This window comes from Aestuariimicrobium kwangyangense DSM 21549, from assembly GCF_000421525.1.
Taxonomy (GTDB): domain Bacteria; phylum Actinomycetota; class Actinomycetes; order Propionibacteriales; family Propionibacteriaceae; genus Aestuariimicrobium; species Aestuariimicrobium kwangyangense.
The window spans coordinates 140653-156356 of sequence record NZ_ATXE01000003.1; the positions used below are offsets into that span (position 1 = coordinate 140653).

General features: G+C 68.2%; 14 protein-coding genes. 6 read left to right on the forward strand and 8 right to left on the reverse strand.

Features of this window, described 5'->3' with window-relative positions; genetic code table 11:
• Window positions 1-93 precede the first annotated feature (93 nt).
• The 5 genes from H507_RS16175 to H507_RS17395 are packed head-to-tail and all read left to right on the forward strand — an operon-like array spanning window position 94 to window position 6372.
• Window positions 94-1155 (forward strand): ABC transporter ATP-binding protein, encoded by a 1062-nt coding sequence (locus H507_RS16175; protein ID WP_022910694.1) that lies wholly within the window; start codon window positions 94-96, stop codon window positions 1153-1155.
• Window positions 1152-2354 carry an ABC transporter ATP-binding protein gene (locus tag H507_RS16180; protein ID WP_022910695.1) on the forward strand — a complete coding sequence of 401 codons (1203 nt, stop codon included), beginning with the start codon at window positions 1152-1154 and terminating at the stop codon, window positions 2352-2354. The genes H507_RS16175 and H507_RS16180 overlap by 4 nt, the downstream gene beginning before the upstream one ends.
• Window positions 2351-4150, forward strand: coding sequence for a glycoside hydrolase family 35 protein (locus H507_RS16185; protein WP_022910696.1), 1800 nt, complete (start codon window positions 2351-2353; stop codon window positions 4148-4150). Before H507_RS16180 ends, H507_RS16185 begins: the two co-directional genes overlap by 4 nt.
• 11 nt (window positions 4151-4161) lie before the next feature.
• A complete protein-coding gene (locus tag H507_RS0110635) occupies window positions 4162-5334 on the forward strand; it encodes a Gfo/Idh/MocA family protein (protein ID WP_022910697.1) in 1173 nt (390 codons plus the stop codon).
• Window positions 5335-5337: 3 nt separating this feature from the next.
• On the forward strand, window positions 5338-6372 hold the full coding sequence (locus tag H507_RS17395; RefSeq protein WP_022910698.1) for a LacI family DNA-binding transcriptional regulator: 1035 nt from the start codon (window positions 5338-5340) through the stop codon (window positions 6370-6372).
• Between the two features lie 102 nt (window positions 6373-6474).
• On the opposite strand, the gene H507_RS0110645 is transcribed toward H507_RS17395, so the two are convergent.
• Both H507_RS0110645 and H507_RS0110650 read right to left on the reverse strand, forming a co-directional pair.
• The gene (locus H507_RS0110645) at window positions 6475-8073 is read right to left on the reverse strand and encodes a hypothetical protein (RefSeq protein ID WP_157438960.1); all 1599 of its coding nucleotides are present in this window, start codon (window positions 8071-8073) and stop codon (window positions 6475-6477) included.
• Window positions 8043-8798 (reverse strand): ABC transporter ATP-binding protein, encoded by a 756-nt coding sequence (locus tag H507_RS0110650; protein WP_084707810.1) that lies wholly within the window; start codon window positions 8796-8798, stop codon window positions 8043-8045. The genes H507_RS0110645 and H507_RS0110650 overlap by 31 nt, the downstream gene beginning before the upstream one ends.
• A 252-nt stretch (window positions 8799-9050) precedes the next feature.
• Between H507_RS0110650 and H507_RS0110660 the strand changes: the two genes are divergently transcribed.
• Window positions 9051-9662: a superoxide dismutase gene (locus tag H507_RS0110660; protein ID WP_022910701.1), complete on the forward strand. Its 612-nt coding sequence runs from the start codon at window positions 9051-9053 to the stop codon at window positions 9660-9662.
• A gap of 86 nt (window positions 9663-9748) precedes the next feature.
• Here H507_RS0110660 and H507_RS17400 read toward each other — a convergent pair whose 3' ends face one another.
• The 6 genes from H507_RS17400 to cpaB form a co-directional block, all read right to left on the reverse strand.
• A complete protein-coding gene (locus H507_RS17400; RefSeq protein WP_169512706.1) occupies window positions 9749-10273 on the reverse strand; it encodes a prepilin peptidase in 525 nt (174 codons plus the stop codon).
• A gap of 74 nt (window positions 10274-10347) precedes the next feature.
• Window positions 10348-11226, reverse strand: a complete 879-nt coding sequence (locus H507_RS16210; protein ID WP_022910702.1) for a type II secretion system F family protein — start codon at window positions 11224-11226, stop codon at window positions 10348-10350.
• Window positions 11227-11233: 7 nt separating this feature from the next.
• Window positions 11234-12178 carry a type II secretion system F family protein gene (locus H507_RS0110680; protein WP_022910703.1) on the reverse strand — a complete coding sequence of 315 codons (945 nt, stop codon included), beginning with the start codon at window positions 12176-12178 and terminating at the stop codon, window positions 11234-11236.
• Entirely contained in the window at window positions 12175-13788 is a 1614-nt protein-coding gene (locus H507_RS0110685) for a TadA family conjugal transfer-associated ATPase (RefSeq protein WP_022910704.1), read from the reverse strand. Before H507_RS0110685 ends, H507_RS0110680 begins: the two co-directional genes overlap by 4 nt.
• Complete coding sequence (locus H507_RS16215; RefSeq protein ID WP_022910705.1) at window positions 13785-14939, reverse strand: CpaE/TadZ family protein; 1155 nt, start codon at window positions 14937-14939, stop codon at window positions 13785-13787. The genes H507_RS0110685 and H507_RS16215 overlap by 4 nt, the downstream gene beginning before the upstream one ends.
• Complete coding sequence (cpaB, locus tag H507_RS16220) at window positions 14936-15697, reverse strand: Flp pilus assembly protein CpaB (protein ID WP_022910706.1); 762 nt, start codon at window positions 15695-15697, stop codon at window positions 14936-14938. Before cpaB ends, H507_RS16215 begins: the two co-directional genes overlap by 4 nt.
• Window positions 15698-15704: the final 7 nt, after the last annotated feature.

Here is a 15704-nt window from a genome sequence, read left to right on the forward strand (position 1 = left end):
GACGAGTTCGTCCCCCACCCCACGAACCCACGAACCCCACCCCAAGAACCCCCACCCCGAGAACCCCGAACCGACGAACAGAGAGGCGAGCAGGTGAGTCGACGAGAACTGGGAGAGGTGTTGCTCGAGGTCAACGACCTGAGCGTTGACTACCTCACCCTCAAGGGGGCCGTCCGCGCTGTTGACGGCGCCACCTTCACCCTGCGGCGCGGCGAGATCCTCGGGGTCGCGGGCGAGTCGGGGTCGGGCAAGTCGACGTTGACGACCGCGATCCTGCGCCTGCAGCGTCCCCCCGCGGTCACCGCCGCAGGTCAGGTGCTGTACCACGACCAGGACGGGACGGTGACCGACCTGGTGCCGCGCACGGACGCCCAACTGCGGTCGATCCGCTGGGACAAGTTGGCCATCGTGATGCAGTCCGCCATGGACGCCCTCAACCCCGTCAAACGGCTCGGCGACCAGTTCCGTGACGTCCTCCAGTTGCATCAGCCCAAGATGAGCAACCGGGAGGCGATCGAGCGCGCCCAGGACCTGCTCGCGATGTCGGGCATCCCGCGCGACCGCGTCAACTCCTACCCCCACGAGATGTCGGGCGGCATGCGCCAGCGGGCGCTGATCTCACTCGCCCTCGCCTGCGATCCCGAACTGGTGATCATGGACGAACCCACCACGGCCGTCGACGTGGTGATGCAGCGCACCATCATGGGTCAGGTGCTGCGGCTGCAGCGCAAGCTGGGTTTCGCGATCATCTTCGTCACCCATGACCTGTCGCTGCTGCTGGAACTGTCCGACCGGCTGGCCATCATGTATGCGGGCAAGATCGTCGAGATCGGCCCCGCCGCCCAGCTCTACCGCGACCCGAAGCACCCCTACACCCAAGCGTTGCGCGACTCGTTCCCCCCGCTGTACGCCCCCCTGGTGAAGATGTCGGGAATCCCCGGCACCGCACCCGACCTGATGAACCTGCCCGATGGCTGCTCGTTCGCGCCGCGATGCCCGGTGGCGATGACAGCGTGCGCGTCGGTTCGTCCGGCCCTGATCGAGGTGGGACCGGTCGATGCCGCCTGCCTGCGCAACCAGCCGGAATACGCCGACGCACCCGTGGCCGACCGGGTCGATGCCGAAGCCCTCGAGATGGAAGGAGTGTTGCGATGAGCCAGACCACGACCGACCAGCCGGTGGTGCTGGAGGCACGCAATGTCACCAAGCACTTCGAGGTGCGCTCCAAGGAGGGCGTGCGGGTCGTCCGTGCAGTCGAGGGGGTCGACCTGCAGCTCCACCGTGGGGAGATCGTCGCCATGGTGGGGGAGTCGGGCTCGGGCAAGACCACCGTGGCGCGGATGCTCAGCCTCTACTACCCGGTCACCGAGGGCGAGATCCTGCTGCACGGCAAGCCCGTGACCAAGGTCTCGGGCGGGGCTGCCAAGGACTACTACGCCCAGGTGCAGTTGCTCTTCCAGGACCCGTTCGCCTCGCTCAACTCGCTCAAGTCGATCCGGCACATCCTCAGCCGGGCGGTGCGCATCCACAGTCCCCGGCTGGGCCGGGAGGCCGTCGAGGAGAAGGTGCTCGCCCTGCTCGACAAGGTGGCCCTCACCCCGGCCTCGCAGTACATCGACAAGTTCCCCCACGAACTCTCGGGTGGGCAGCGGCAGCGGATCGTGATCGCCCGTGCGCTGGCCGTCGAACCCAGCGTGATGCTCGGTGACGAACCGATCTCGATGCTCGACGTCTCGATTCGTCTCGACGTGCTCAACCTGCTCACCCACCTGCGGGACGAGGAGGGCGTCGCCCTGCTCTACATCACCCACGACATCGCGTCGGCGCGCTACATCGCCGACCGGATCAACGTCATGTACGCAGGCGAGATGGTCGAGGGAGGCCCCTCGGAGTCGGTGATCCACACCCCGCAGCACCCCTACACCCGGCTACTACTAGATTCCTCACCCAATCCCGACCGGGGCATCGACTCAGACCAGGGCTCCCTGTTCGACGAGGTGGGCGACCTGGGTGAGCCTCCCTCGCTGATCGAGCCACCGGCCGGCTGCCGGTTCAACCCGCGCTGCCCGTTCGCGATGCAGATCTGCACCACCGACAAGCCGGAACGCACCGAGGTGACGCCCGGCCACTGGGCACGATGCCACCTCCACACCGTCGGGGGCGCCGAGCAGTTGCTGCAACCGAGCATCCAGTTCGGCATTCCCGTCGAACACGTCGAGGCCCAACTCGACCAGGCCCTACCTTTTGAATCCAGCACACCCGACACCCTCGGGGATCGGGCCGACGGCGCCGAGACCCAGACGGTGGTCGCCGAGTCAGAATCCACCAGCCAGTTCGGAGGACCCCAACCGTGAGACTTCAGTCCACCCCGCAGGGATTCCTGCGCGACGGACAACCCCACCTGATCGTCTCGGGAGCCGTGCACTACTTCAGGGTGCTCCCCGAACTGTGGCGCGACCGGCTGCTCCGGGTGAAGGCGATGGGGTGCAACACCGTCGAGACCTATGTCGCCTGGAACTTCCACGCACCGACCGCTGACCAGGTCGACTTCAGCGGATGGCGTGACCTCGAGCTGTTCCTGCAGACGGCTGCCGAGATCGGACTCGATGCCATCGTGCGGCCGGGCCCCTACATCTGCGCCGAGTGGGAGGGCGGCGGCTTCCCCGGCTGGCTGCTGCGCGACCGCAACCTTCGACTCCGCGTGAACGATCCCGGCTACCTGGCCCACGTCGACCGCTGGTTCGACGAGCTGATCCCGCGGATCGCCCGCCACCAGGCCAGCCGGGGCGGGAACGTCGTGATGGTGCAGGTCGAGAACGAGTACGGCTCCTTCGGTGACGACCGGGCGCACCTCGAGCACCTGCGCGACGGACTCCTCGCCCGCGGCATCGACGAACTGCTGGTCACCTCGGACGGGCCCGGTCAGGCATGGCTGTCGGGGGGCACGGTCGACGGTGCGTTGGCGACGGTCAACTTCGGGTCGCGCGCCGACGAGGTGATCGAGATGTGCCGCACCGAACTGCCCGACCAGCCGCTGATGTGCATGGAGTTCTGGAACGGCTGGTTCGACCACTGGGGCGAGGAGCACCACACGCGCCCGGCCGACAGCGCCGCTGCCGAACTCGAGACCATGCTGGCGCATGGCATGTCGGTCAACTTCTACATGGCACACGGTGGCACCAATTTCGGGCTGTGGGCTGGGGCGAACCACCACGCCGAGTACCTCGAGGCCGGGCTGCAGCCGACGGTGACCAGCTACGACTACGACGCCGCCATCGGTGAGGACGGTCGGCTGACCCCGAAGTTCCACGCCTTCCGTGAGGTGATCGGGCGCCACCTCGACCTGGCCGCAGCCAACGAGGCGCTGGCCCTCGTCCCCGAACAGAAGGTGCTGCCAGAAGCCAGGCTCGACCTGGAGTGGCGAGGTCTGGTCGGCACAGACCTGTGGCAGCGGCTCGACTCCGGGGGACACCCCCACCCACCCACCTTCGAGGACCTCGGCCTCGAGCGAGGGGCACTTTTGCTGAAACGGCGCACCCAGCTCTCCGACTGGCCCGCGACCGTCAAACTGCTCGGACTGCATGATCGTGCGTGGGTCTTCTGCGACGGCCAGTACGTCGGCGTCTGCGACCGCAACGACGAAGCCCCCGAACTGACGCTGCCGACCTCCTCCGCCTCGGGTGAGGGACGGCGCGAGGTCGACCTCGAGATCCTGGTCGAGTCGCAGGGCCGGGTGAACTTCGGCCCGCACCTGCCCGACCGCAAGGGAATCCTGCGCGGGGTGTGGTTGTCCCCGCGCTTCCTCAACGGCTGGCAGGTCACCGCCTGGCCGTTGGAGCAGATGGCAGACGACCTGCGGGCGGTCGCCTCGTCCGACGCACTGGTCGGCCCACCGAACGGGCCGTCCGTTGCCACGGTCACCATCGATGTGGACGAACCCGCCGACACCTACCTCGACACCAGCGGTCTGGGCCGGGGTGTCGTGTGGGTCGGCGACTTCTGTCTGGGACGATTCGACCAGCGCGGTCCGCAGACGACCCTGTACGTGCCAGCCCCGCTGCTGGCAGACGGCAGCACCACCATCACCCTGCTCGACTTCGAACCCACGGGGGTCACCAGCATCGGGCTGGTCGCACACCCCAGTCTGTGAAAGGACCTGTTGTGAACGACCTGCGGATTGCTGTCATTGGCCACGGCATGCGCGCCAGCCTTGCCAAGCTCGCCCACAAGCCGGGAGAGGGATCCCGGGTCACCGTCATCGTCGAACCCACCGATCGTGGTCTGGACGATGCGCGGAAGTTCTACGACGACCAGGTCACCTACCTTCGGTCGGTCGACGAGCTGATGGAGCGGGACGATGTCGACGCCGCCATGGTGTTCACCCCCGACAACGTGCACTTCGAGGTCGCGATGCGCACCCTCGAGAAGGGGTGGCCGACCTTCTGTGAGAAGCCGATGGGCATCACCATCGAGCAGTGCGACTCGATGCTCGAGTTGGCTCATGAGAAGCGCACCCGGCTCTACATCGGGCACAACATGCGCCACATGCCGGTGGTGCGCCAGCTCAAGCGGCTGATCGACGAGGGTGCGGTCGGGAACGTCAAGGCGATCTGGACCCGGCACTTCGTGGGCGCAGGCGGCGACTTCTACTTCAAGGACTGGCACGCCGATCGCGCCAACGTCACGAGTCTGCTGCTGCAGAAGGGCGCACACGACATCGACGTGATGCACCACCTGGCCGGCAGCTACACCCGACGGGTCTCGGGCATCGGTGACCTGATGGTCTACGGCGACATCGCCTCGCGTCGCGACAACACCGACCGGCGCATGTGGGACTGGTATGACGCCGATGTCTTCCCGCCCACCACCCAGACCGACCTCAACCCGGTGGTCGACGTCGAGGACATCTCGATGCTGCACATGGTGCTCGAGAGCGGCGTGCTGGCCAGCTATGAGCAGTGCCACTTCACGCCCGACTACTGGCGCAACTACACCGTCATCGGCGACGCCGGCCGCATCGAGAACATGTCGGACGACGGAGGCGGCCAGATCCACATCTGGAACTCACGCCGCGGCGGGGCCGGGCAGCCCGACGCGGTCGAGGTGATCTCGCGGGGAGACGGCACCCACGCCGGTGCGGACCCCAACCTGGTGGCCGAGTTCCTGAGGTTCGCCCGTGAGGGCGGCGCGACCGACGTGTCGGCCATCGCCGCCCGCGAGGCCGTGGCGACGGGCTGCGTCGGCGCCGAGTCCATCCGGACGGGCGGGGCCATGCTGCCCGTGCCCCCGGTGGCCGAGCACCTGCGGGCCTACTTCGACGGCGGTCAGGTCTGAGCCGTGACCGTCGGGGGGGAGCAGGGGGAGGTGGCCCGCACCGGGCGGGTCACCCTCTCGCAGGTCGCCAGGGCTGCGGGGGTGTCGACCACCACGGCATCGTTCGTGTTGGCCGGTCGCAAGGACGGCCAGCGCCCGGCCTCCGACCAGACTGCCGCCCGGGTGATGCAGGCCGCCCGCGACCTGGGGTACGCCGCCAACGCCCACGCCAGGGCCATGCGCCGGGGACGCACTGACTCGGTGGCGCTGGCCCTCGGCGACCCGCGGGACCCCTGGGCCAACGAACTGGCGCACGTGGTCAGCCTGCACGCCAGCGGTCGTGGGCTGAGCACACTGGTGCTGGCCGACGACTCGTGGCCCACCCTGCTGCAGGGGCACCAGTTCGACTGCGCCCTGGTCACGGGCGCCGAGTACCACGAGCACGGGCACGACCAGGTGCGCGAACTGGCGCGGCAGGGCAACCGGTTGGTCGTCCACTCGGCCGAACTCGAACCCGCCGGCTTCGATGTGATCCGGTCCGCGGCGACGACGGCAGTGGGGGAGGCGCACGCCCTGCTGAGGTCCCGACATGAGCGGGTGCACTACCTGGGCGCCGTGCAGGCAGCGACTCCCGTACGGTCACCCAGCCGCCGTGACCTGTTCCTGCAGGCTGTCACCGAGGCGGGGGACGACCCGCGTGGCGCCGTCGTCCGGGTGGCACCCACGCTGGGAGCGGCCCAATCGGCCGCGACCGAGTGGTTGCACAGACCGGGTCGTCCGACGGCCGTGGTGACCCAGACCGGGTACCTGGCCATCGCGTTGCAGGCGGCCGCGCTGCGGGTCGGCGTCCGGGTGCCCGACGACCTCGAGATCATCGCCCTGGGTGACGTGCCGGAGGCCACCTCACTGTTCGGCCCCGTCAGCCACTTCGCCCCCGACGACGGCTTCACCCAGATCGCCGACGCGCTGGTGGTCAGGGCGGTCACCCCGCCGGACGATCTGCCCTGGCGACTGGTGGATCTCGCCTGGGTGCTCCAGCCGGGACTCACCACCCGCTGAGGACCAGCTCGCGGGTGGCGCGCCGAGCTGTGTTGCTTTGCGGGAGCGGGTCTGGATCGGTGCCACGCGGAGAGCTCCTGGGATGGAGGGATCGTCGCTGGCTCAACCTTGGTAGGTGACCCGCTTCAGCACCTCGGGCCAGGTGCGGTCCAGCACCATGCCGCCGAAGACCACCCCGAGCCAGGTGTAGACGGGGCCGAGCAAGGCCCCGATCACTGCCACCAGCCACACCAGGGAGGGACGATCGAGGCTCACCAACAGCGGCCCGATGAACGGCAGCGAGATGATCAGCGTGCCGACCATGCAGACCAGGGTCAGGAACAGCCCGACCATGCCGCCACCGCTGGTGCGTCCGAACGCGTTCTGCCCCGGCGGGGGTGCGGCGTACTGCCACACGGCGCCGGCCAGGGAGCCCACACCCATGCCGGCACCGACCGCGCCGATCATCCCCCCGTAGACGGCGGGGGCCCACGCCCACTGCCCGGACAGTGCCAGAAAGGCGGTGGCGCTCACGAGCGCGATCGGCCCCAGGATGCACAGCACCGCCAGCACCCGCCCCCACCGGTCGTCCATGCCCCGCAGTCCCGAGGTGACGTGCATCCACAGGGCAGAGCCGTCATAGACGATCTCGGTGGAGACCGTCAGCCCGGCCATCATCACCATCCCTCCGATCGGGTACAGCGTGGTCGAGACACGGTGCACCCCACCGAGTTCGGGGTTGATCAACATCGGGAAGGCCATCAGGAAGGGCACCGCGAACACCGACACGAGCACCATCAGGTGTCGGGGGTCCCGTCGCCAGTACCGCAGGGACCGAGCGGCCACGGCACCGGCGGGGGAGTCGGGGAACAGTCGATCAAGTCGGGAGTGGGGGCGCACCTTCGTCCCGTCACCACCGGTGAGCAGGGGCGAGACGAGCGCCAGGTCGAGCTGGCGCTCCCACACCTTCCACAGGACGACCACGAAGGCCACGGAGAGCACCAACTTGACCGCCGCCACCCACCACAGGCCGTGCGCCGCCTCCCAGGGCATCGACCACGCCCATGCCAGCGGCGTCCATCCGAGCAGGGTCGCGGCTGGCTGCAGGGTGCTCGCCAACTCGTGGCGGTGGTCCATGATGGTGCGCTGCAGCAGCTGGATCGCCACACCGACTCCCAAACCGAACAGGCCGAGGATCAGCGCAGCCACGTCGCGCCAGCGGCGCCGGTTGAAGGCTGCCGAGAAGAAGCTGGCGAGGGTGCGGGCCAGCAACACGCAGGTGGGAACGCCCACCAGCAGCGCCAGCACCGAGAACACCAGTGGGCCGGGGGCGCGTGACCATGTCACCACCTGCCCGGCGGCCAGTGCGAGCGTGATCAGACCGCCCACTCCGATCTGGCTCACGGCGAGCAGGCCAGGCATCAGCTGCCTCGCCCGCACCGGGAAGAGGGCGAATCGTCCGGGATCCAAGGTCTGGTCCATGCCGGCCACCAACAGCGTCACCATCGGCCAGCCCACCGTCACCAGCGCGAACCCCAGGGTGGTCACGACACCGGCCAAGCTCAGCGGTTGGCCGCGCAACAGAGTCAGCCCTGCCACCGCCGCGAGCACGAAGCCGAGGGCGTACAGGCCTCCGATGGCCAGGGCGATGAGGATGCCGACGTTGCGGCGCACCGCCCGCCAGGAGAGCTTCAGTTGGAGTCGAAGGAGCGTCCCAACCATGCCATTGCCTCCCCTGCCACGTGCTGCGGGCCTCCGACCAGTTCCACGAAGCGGTCCTGCAGAGACTGGCCCTGCTTGACCTCCTCGGTGGGTCCGACCGCCAGCACCTTGCCGGCGGCGATCACCCCCACGGCATCACAGAGCGACTCGACCAGTTCCATCACGTGTGACGAGATCACCACCGTCCCGCCGGAATCCACGAACTGTCTCAGCAGTTCCCGGATGCCCTGGCTCGACACCGGGTCCACCGCCTCGAGAGGCTCGTCCAACAGCAGCAACTGGGGGTTGTGGATGAGTGCACAGGCGAGCCCGATCTTCTTGGTCATGCCGGCGGAGTAGTCCACCACCAGGGTGTCGGCGTCGGCGGTCAGGCCAAGGGTCTCGAGCAGTGCCCCGCTGCGCTCGCTGATCACCGACGACGGCACCCGCCGCATGCTGCCGACGAAGGCCAGCAACTCCCGACCCGAGAGTCGGTCGAACAGGCGCATCCCGTCGGGTAGCACCCCCATCAGGGCCTTGGCCGAGACAGGGTCGCGCCAGACGTCGTGGCCCCACACCCGTACCCCGCCGGAATCGGGGCGAAGCAGACCGGTGGCCATCGACAAGGTGGTGGTCTTGCCGGCTCCGTTCGGCCCCACCAGGCCGAACAGGCACCCGGCGGGGACGACCAGTGAGAGGTCGTCCACCGCGACCTTGGCGCCGAAGCGCTTCGTCAGGCCCCTCATCTCGAGGGCAGGTGTGTGGGGTTGTCGTGCCGGCGTTGTGGTGCGTGCAGGTTGGACGATGGGGCGGGGCTCGTTCACGGACCCATCCAATCCCACATGGCGGTCGCCGGGAATGCGACCATCGGCCAGTCCGTTGCACCGAAAGCCCGGTCCGTTGCGCCGATACGTTGAACGAGTGCCGGATCAGGGCTTGAATGGAACGTGTCCGACAGGATCTGAACCAGAAGCATGTACCGCAACGAAAGGCGAACCATGGCTGTCTACACCCTGCCCGATCTCGACTACGACTACGGGGCACTTGCCCCCCACATCGCTCCCGAGATCATGGAGCTCCACCACAGCAAGCACCACGCCACCTACGTCGCCGGCGCCAACACTGCCCTCGAGAAGCTGGCCGAGGCGCGCGACAAGAACGACTTCGGCGCGGTGAACAAGCTCGAGAAGGACCTCGCCTTCCACCTGGGCGGCCACATCAACCACTCCGTGTTCTGGAAGAACATGTCACCGGACGGCGGCGGCCGCCCCGATGGTGAGCTGGCCTCGGCGATCGATGAGTACTTCGGCTCGTTCGAGGGCTTCCAGAACCACTTCAACGAGAACGCCAAGGCCCTGCAGGGCTCCGGTTGGTCGATGTTGGTCTGGGACCTGCTCGGCAAGCGTCTGAACGTCGCCCAGTTGTTCGACCAGCAGGGCAACCTGCCCGTCGGCCAGGTGCCGGTGCTGCAGCTGGACATGTGGGAGCACGCCTACTACCTGCAGTACAAGAACGTGAAGGGCGACTACGTCACCGCATGGTGGAACGTCGTCAACTGGGCCGACGCCGCCCAGCGCTTCGCCAAGGCGCAGGCTGCCGACCTGGTCTGATCGGTCGCTCCGATCGGCCCCGAGTGGCTCTTCGACGGGTCCCCACCTCAGGGTGGGGCCCGTCGTCATGTCCGACGGCGGTCGGCTCACCAGCCGAGCAGGCCAGCGGCGGCGGGAGTCAGCAGGACTCCGGCGATCATGAACGGGCCGAAGGCGACCTCGCTTGCGCGGCTCGCCCGGCGCAGGGCCAACAGGACGAGGCTCGTCATGGCCACCAGCACGAACGCGATGGCGAGCGACAGCAAGCCCAGGCGGATTGCGCCCCAGCCACCCCCCAGCCACCCGACCGCCGCGCCGGTCGAGAGCGCCAGCTTCACGTCCCCCAGTCCCATGCCGGCGGGATGCACGAAGGCGAGCACGAAGAACATGAACGCCGTCACGAGCCCGACCACGACCGCGATCCAGAGCCGCTTCCACTCACCGTGCGCGAGGGCGGGTACGACCAGCAGCGCGATGAACACCGGGAACATCTTCACGGTGTAGCGGTCGGGCAGTTCGTGGTGGGCCAGGTCGACCGCGACTGCTGATCCCCACGCCCAGGCGACAACGGCGAAGGCAGGCAGGGCCCACCAGTCGTGAAGCAACAGGGCGGCCCAGACGAGCACGGCCATCGTGGTCGCCACCCTGACCCAGGGGTCACCGGGACCCACCACCGCTGCGCCCGCGGGCGCTTGGTCCGGCAACGTCACTTCAGGACGCCCGTGAAGGCGTCGATGATCGAGATGGCCGCCGGCCCCAGGATGACCAGGAAGATCACGGGCAGGATGCAGAGGATCAGCGGGAAGACCACCTTCACGGGGATCTCCATGGCCTTCTTCTCGGCCATCTGGCGACGCGCGATGCGCATCTCGTCCGACTGGGCGGTCAGCACGTCGGCCAGAGGGATGCCGTACGACTCGGCCTGGATCACCGTGCGCACGAACCTCCGCAGCGGGTCGGAGCCCGTACGACGGGCCAGGTCTTCGTAGGCGCTACGCCGGGACTGGCCCACCTGCACGTCCTGCATGGTGCGGATCAGCTCTCCTGCGAGCACACCACGCCCGTTGCGCGCGACGCGGAGCATCGCCGCGTCGAAGCCGAGTCCGGCCTGGACCGCAATGCTCATCTGGTCGAGGGTGTCGGCCAACTCGAGGTCGATCTGCTCCCGACGCTTGAGGAAGGTGTTGTACAGCAGGAGGTCCGGCAGGAAGAAGGCCAGCACTGCCATGCCGAGCAACATCAGCACGAGGAGGGGATTCTTCCCGGTGGCCCACGCCAGGGTGGCCAGCACGAGGGAGAAGAGCGTCCCCAGCACCTTGATGGAAAGCAGTTGGTCGACCGTCCACCCACTGGGGAATCCGGCCTTCGCCAAGGCCAGTTCGAGGCGGCCGCGCCTGGCCGGGGTGTCGATCCAGCGGGCGAATCCGAGGTTGCCCTGTTGACGGCGGGCGACAGTGGCGTCAACACCGCGACCGCGCTGCAGGTTCGCCATGGCGCGGACGCGCACCGGGTCGCGACCGGCGAACAGCACAGCCAGTACGGTGGCCAGCCCCAGGCCGAGCAGGGTGAGTCCGAGGGGGAGCATGGCGGCCTCAGTACTTGATCCGGACGGCGACGCGCAGCCACAGACTGCCGATGGTGAGCAGGATCGCGGCCATGCCCAACATCACCCAGCCCAGCAGTCGGGTGAACAGCAATCCGATGTACTTGGGATTGACGACAGCGAAGACTCCGGCCAGCACGAAGGGGAGGCCGATCAGCACGAGCGCGGACAGCCGGCCCTCCGAACTCAGCGACTGCACCTGCCGACGCAACTGCGCGCGTTCCCGGATCGTGTGCGACACCCCCTCGAGCACATCGGCCAGGTTGCCGCCCACCTCCCGGTTGATCGCCACCGCCTGCCCGATCCACGAGAAGTCCTCACTCTTCATGCGCCGGGCGGTGTTCTCCATCGAGTCGGCGATCGGACGACCCAGTCGCAACTCGTTGGTGATGCGGACGAACTCCTCACCGGTGGGGCTGACCGCCTCCTTGCCCACGGTGGCCAGGGCTTGGGTGAAGGAGTACCCCGAGCGAAGGCTTCCGGCGAGCATCTGGGCGGTTTCGTCGAGTTGGCCTGCGAAGGCCGCCCGGCGCCTGTCGGTCATCACACGGATCGTCAGCATCACTCCGATGGGAATCAGGGCCAACAAGGCGAAAGAGAGCAGCGGGAGGCCAAGGAGGAGTCCCAGTGCGAAGCCGACGATCATGCCTGATCCGGTCAGCACCACGAGATTGCTGGCGGGCAGCCGAATGCCGGCGACGTCGAGCCGTTCAGCAAGATGGCTGTCCCGGCTCGTGAGCGCCCGGTCGACGCCGGCGGTGAGCCGTTTGGCGATGCCGCCGACCGCAGTGTCGCCCGGGTCGTCGACAGGTCGCCTACGGTTCCGCGGCACCACGGGCGAACGGGGAGCGACCACAAGGATGAGCACGACCACGAAGGCGACCACTCCCAGCGCCGCTCCCGTGCCGAGGTAACCGTCGCGCCACCACGTCATCGTGACCACACCATCGGGTCGCCGAAGATCTGCGGCGGGAGGTGGATGCCCAGGTCGGCGAACTTCTCCGCGAACGCGGGGCGGACGCCGGTGGGCTGAACGTGACCGAGGAAGCGTCCGTTGGGGTCGACGCCGGCGCTGTAGTCGAACATGAAGATGTCCTGCAGGGTGACGATCTGCCCCTCCATGCCGTGCACCTCGGTGACGGCGACCACACGCCGGGTGCCGTCACGCAGGCGAGCGAGCTGCACGATCAGGTCGATGGAGCTGGCGATCTGTTCGCGGATCGCGCGCAGGGGCAGGTCGAGGCCCGCCATCAGCACGAGGGTCTCGAGGCGGGCGAGAGCGTCACGGGGGGTGTTCGCGTGCACCGTCGACAGGGAGCCGTCGTGACCGGTGTTCATGGCCTGCAACATGTCGAGCGCCTCGGCACCACGCACCTCGCCCACCACGATGCGGTCGGGTCGCATGCGGAGTGCGTTGCGGACGAGTTCGCGGATGCCGATCTCGCCCTTGCCCTCGATGTTGGCGGGACGCGACTCCAGTCTGACCACGTGTTCCTGCTGCAACTGCAGCTCCACTGCGTCCTCGATCGAGATGATCCGCTCCCCCTCGGGGATGAACGACGAGACCACGTTCAGCAGGGTCGTCTTCCCGGTGCCGGTTCCCCCCGAGATGATGATGTTCAGCCGTGCTCGCACGCAGGCGGCCAGCAGGTCGGCGATGCCGGGTGAGAGGGTGTCGAGCCTGATCAGGTCGGGGACGCTGAGCGCGTCATGGCTGAACTTGCGGATGGTGAGCGTCGAACCGCTCACCGCCAGCGGCGGGATGATGGCGTTGACGCGGGAGCCGTCCTCGAGGCGGGCATCGACCAGGGGGGAGGACTCGTCAATGCGGCGGCCGATCCGGCCCACGATGCGGTCGATGATCTGGCGCAGGTGGGGCTCGTCGCGGAACTGAACGCCCGAGAGATACAGCCGACCGCCGTGCTCGACGTAGACGTGGTGCGGCCCGTTGACCATCACCTCGGTCACTGAGGGGTCGGCGAGCAGACCCTGGATGGGGCCGAGCCCCAAGATGTCCGACTGCACCTCCTCGACGAAGCGCCGACGTTCCGGTCCACTCATGGCGAGGCTCTCGCCCTCGATCAGCGTGGCGAGCTCGGACTGCACCATCTGGCGCAGTTGCTCGTCGGTGAGTTCCGAGTCGGACAGTCGGTTGCCCAACCGCTCGTAGAGGCTGGTGATGGTGCGGTCCTGCAGGCGACGCATGGCGTCCTGCTTGCCGGGCACCACACCTCCGCGGGCGGCCAGGGAGCCGAGGCCCACCTCTTCATCGGCGTCTGGGGAGCCTGGCTGCGCACCACCGCCGGGTGTCATCGCCCGGCTGGGGGGCGCGGCCCAGAACGAGTCGTCGGGCTCATCGGGACTCGATCGCTGCGGCGGCACGATGACCTCGTCGCGACCGGCGTCAGGAGCTGGCGGCTCGTCGGCACTGCGGGCGGGTGAGGATGCAACGTTGTGGTCGACTCGTGGCAGCGGACCGGTGGCGGCGGGGGGAGGGACCGGCATCTGCCCCCGCGCGGCGGCGAGTCGCTCGGCGAGGTTCATGCGCTCTCCTTGCGCCGGGAGAAGAGTCCGCGCTTGGTTTCGACCGTGGGGCGGCCGACCAGACGCCCGACGATCTGGTCGAGTTGGCGGGAGATCTTGTCGTTGCCACGACTCTGCAGCAGCGGGATCCCTTGGTTGACCGAGATCGGGACGATGCCGGCGGTCGGGATGGCGACATCGACCTTGGCCCGCACGGTCGCCTCGACGTCGGCGACGGAGAGTCCGCGGGAGGGATCGGCGAAGTTCAGGACGATCTGACGGGTTTCCATCAACATCGACAGTTCGTTCAATGTCTCGATCTCCTTGCGCAGCCCCCGCACGCCCGGAACGTCAAGCCCCGTGACCAGCACCAAGTCACTGGTCAGGTCGAGCGCCGTGAGGGTGGCTTCCGCCAGGCCCGGTGCGGTGTCGACGACGACGTAGGCGAAGTCGAGAGTGAGGGTGCGCAGCAGGCCGGTGATCTCCTGGGCCGTGACGGCGTCGGCGGCGACCGGATCATCGCTCCCGGCGACCACCCACAAGCCGGTTTCGTGGCGCGTGAGGTACGGCTTCAGCGCGAGTGGGTCACCCGCGAGGGCGGCACGGGCGGTCTCGGGCAGGGTGTACTCCGGCTCGAGGTTGAGTGCGCTGGCCACGTCGCCGAAGTGCAGGTCGAGGTCGACCAGCACGACGGGGAGTTGAGTGGCGAGGGCGAGCCCGACGGCGATGTTGGTCGTGATGGTCGTCTTGCCGACCCCGCCCTTGGGGGAGGCGACCGTGACGACGCGCCCACGATGGACGGCGTCGCCGCTGCTGCCAGCCAAGCGACGATTGCGGGAGATCGTGTCCCTCGCCTCGGCGGGGGTGCTGGTGACGCGGAGCATGTCGCGAACCCCGGCGCGCATGGCTTGCAGGCCCAGCGAGGCGTCATCGCTGATCAGGACGACCGGGGCGCCGAACCGTTCGACCACCCAGCCGCTGATTCCCAGCGCTTCTGAGGGATCCACAGTGGCGTCGATCAACACGAGTTCCGGTTGAACGGCGAGGTGCTGGGCCACGACCTGGGGGCTCTTCACCTGTTCACCCTCGAGCACGGTCACCTGACCGGCGGTGGCCTCGGTGATGAGCTCGGACGCCGCGGCCGCTTGGGCGAGCATCAGGACGCCGCTCATGAGCCGGCCTTCGGTGTCGGTGAGGACGAGCTCGAGCCGGTGGGCACGTCACCCGGGAGCACGTTCGGGTCACCCCACACGACCAAGGAGCCGTCGTCGGTCTTGGACTTCTCGCGCTCGAGAGTCAGGTAGATGGTGCCGTGCTCGGAGGCCCACACCAGTCGGTCCGCCTCGGTGTTGGCCACAGCCAGCGTGACGTACTGGGGGACGGGCGCCGCGCTGGCGCCGTCCTCCTTCGGCGCCGTGCTGATCACCTTGGTGACCAGGATCTTGTGGAGCAACGGGTAGGTGTAGTGGACGGACTTCGTGTCAACCCATGAGATGTCGACGCCGACGGTGTCACCGGCCTTCAGCTGGCCGCCGAGCAGTCGCTCGGGATCAAGCTTCACGGTCACCTGCACCAACTTCTCGGGGACGACCACGTCGTCGTTGGTGAGCGCTTCGGGCTTGGTGAATCGGTCGATGAACACCTGCTCGCCCGGATGCAGGTCGGTGTCGGCGACCAACCCCTGGAGGGTGCCGAGATCAGTCACGACCCCCGGTGCCACGGCTGATCGGGGGAGGGTGCGAGCCTCGATGTTCTTGCCCAGTCTGGCCGGTGTGCCCTTCGCGATCTCCTGGGTGACGATCAGAACACTGGTCGGTTCGAGGGTGCGCATGGCCCGACGGTCGGATTGCTGCACGTAGAGAGCAATCATCACCACGCCCGCGAGGGCCAGAACGCTGGCGACGATGGCGGCGAGAACGCGGCGTTTCATGAGTAGC

Coding starts and splice junctions, on each gene's coding strand:
- H507_RS16180 (WP_022910695.1), top strand. CDS start 1,152: ATGAGCCAGACCACGACCGACCAGCCGGTGGTGCTGGAGGCACGCAAT.
- H507_RS0110645 (WP_157438960.1), bottom strand. CDS start 8,073: ATGGTTGGGACGCTCCTTCGACTCCAACTGAAGCTCTCCTGGCGGGCG.
- H507_RS0110650 (WP_084707810.1), bottom strand. CDS start 8,798: ATGAGGGGCCTGACGAAGCGCTTCGGCGCCAAGGTCGCGGTGGACGAC.
- H507_RS0110660 (WP_022910701.1), top strand. CDS start 9,051: ATGGCTGTCTACACCCTGCCCGATCTCGACTACGACTACGGGGCACTT.
- H507_RS17400 (WP_169512706.1), bottom strand. CDS start 10,273: ATGGCCGTGCTCGTCTGGGCCGCCCTGTTGCTTCACGACTGGTGGGCC.
- H507_RS16210 (WP_022910702.1), bottom strand. CDS start 11,226: ATGCTCCCCCTCGGACTCACCCTGCTCGGCCTGGGGCTGGCCACCGTA.
- H507_RS0110680 (WP_022910703.1), bottom strand. CDS start 12,178: ATGACGTGGTGGCGCGACGGTTACCTCGGCACGGGAGCGGCGCTGGGA.
- H507_RS0110685 (WP_022910704.1), bottom strand. CDS start 13,788: ATGAACCTCGCCGAGCGACTCGCCGCCGCGCGGGGGCAGATGCCGGTC.
- H507_RS16215 (WP_022910705.1), bottom strand. CDS start 14,939: ATGAGCGGCGTCCTGATGCTCGCCCAAGCGGCCGCGGCGTCCGAGCTC.
- cpaB (WP_022910706.1), bottom strand. CDS start 15,697: ATGAAACGCCGCGTTCTCGCCGCCATCGTCGCCAGCGTTCTGGCCCTC.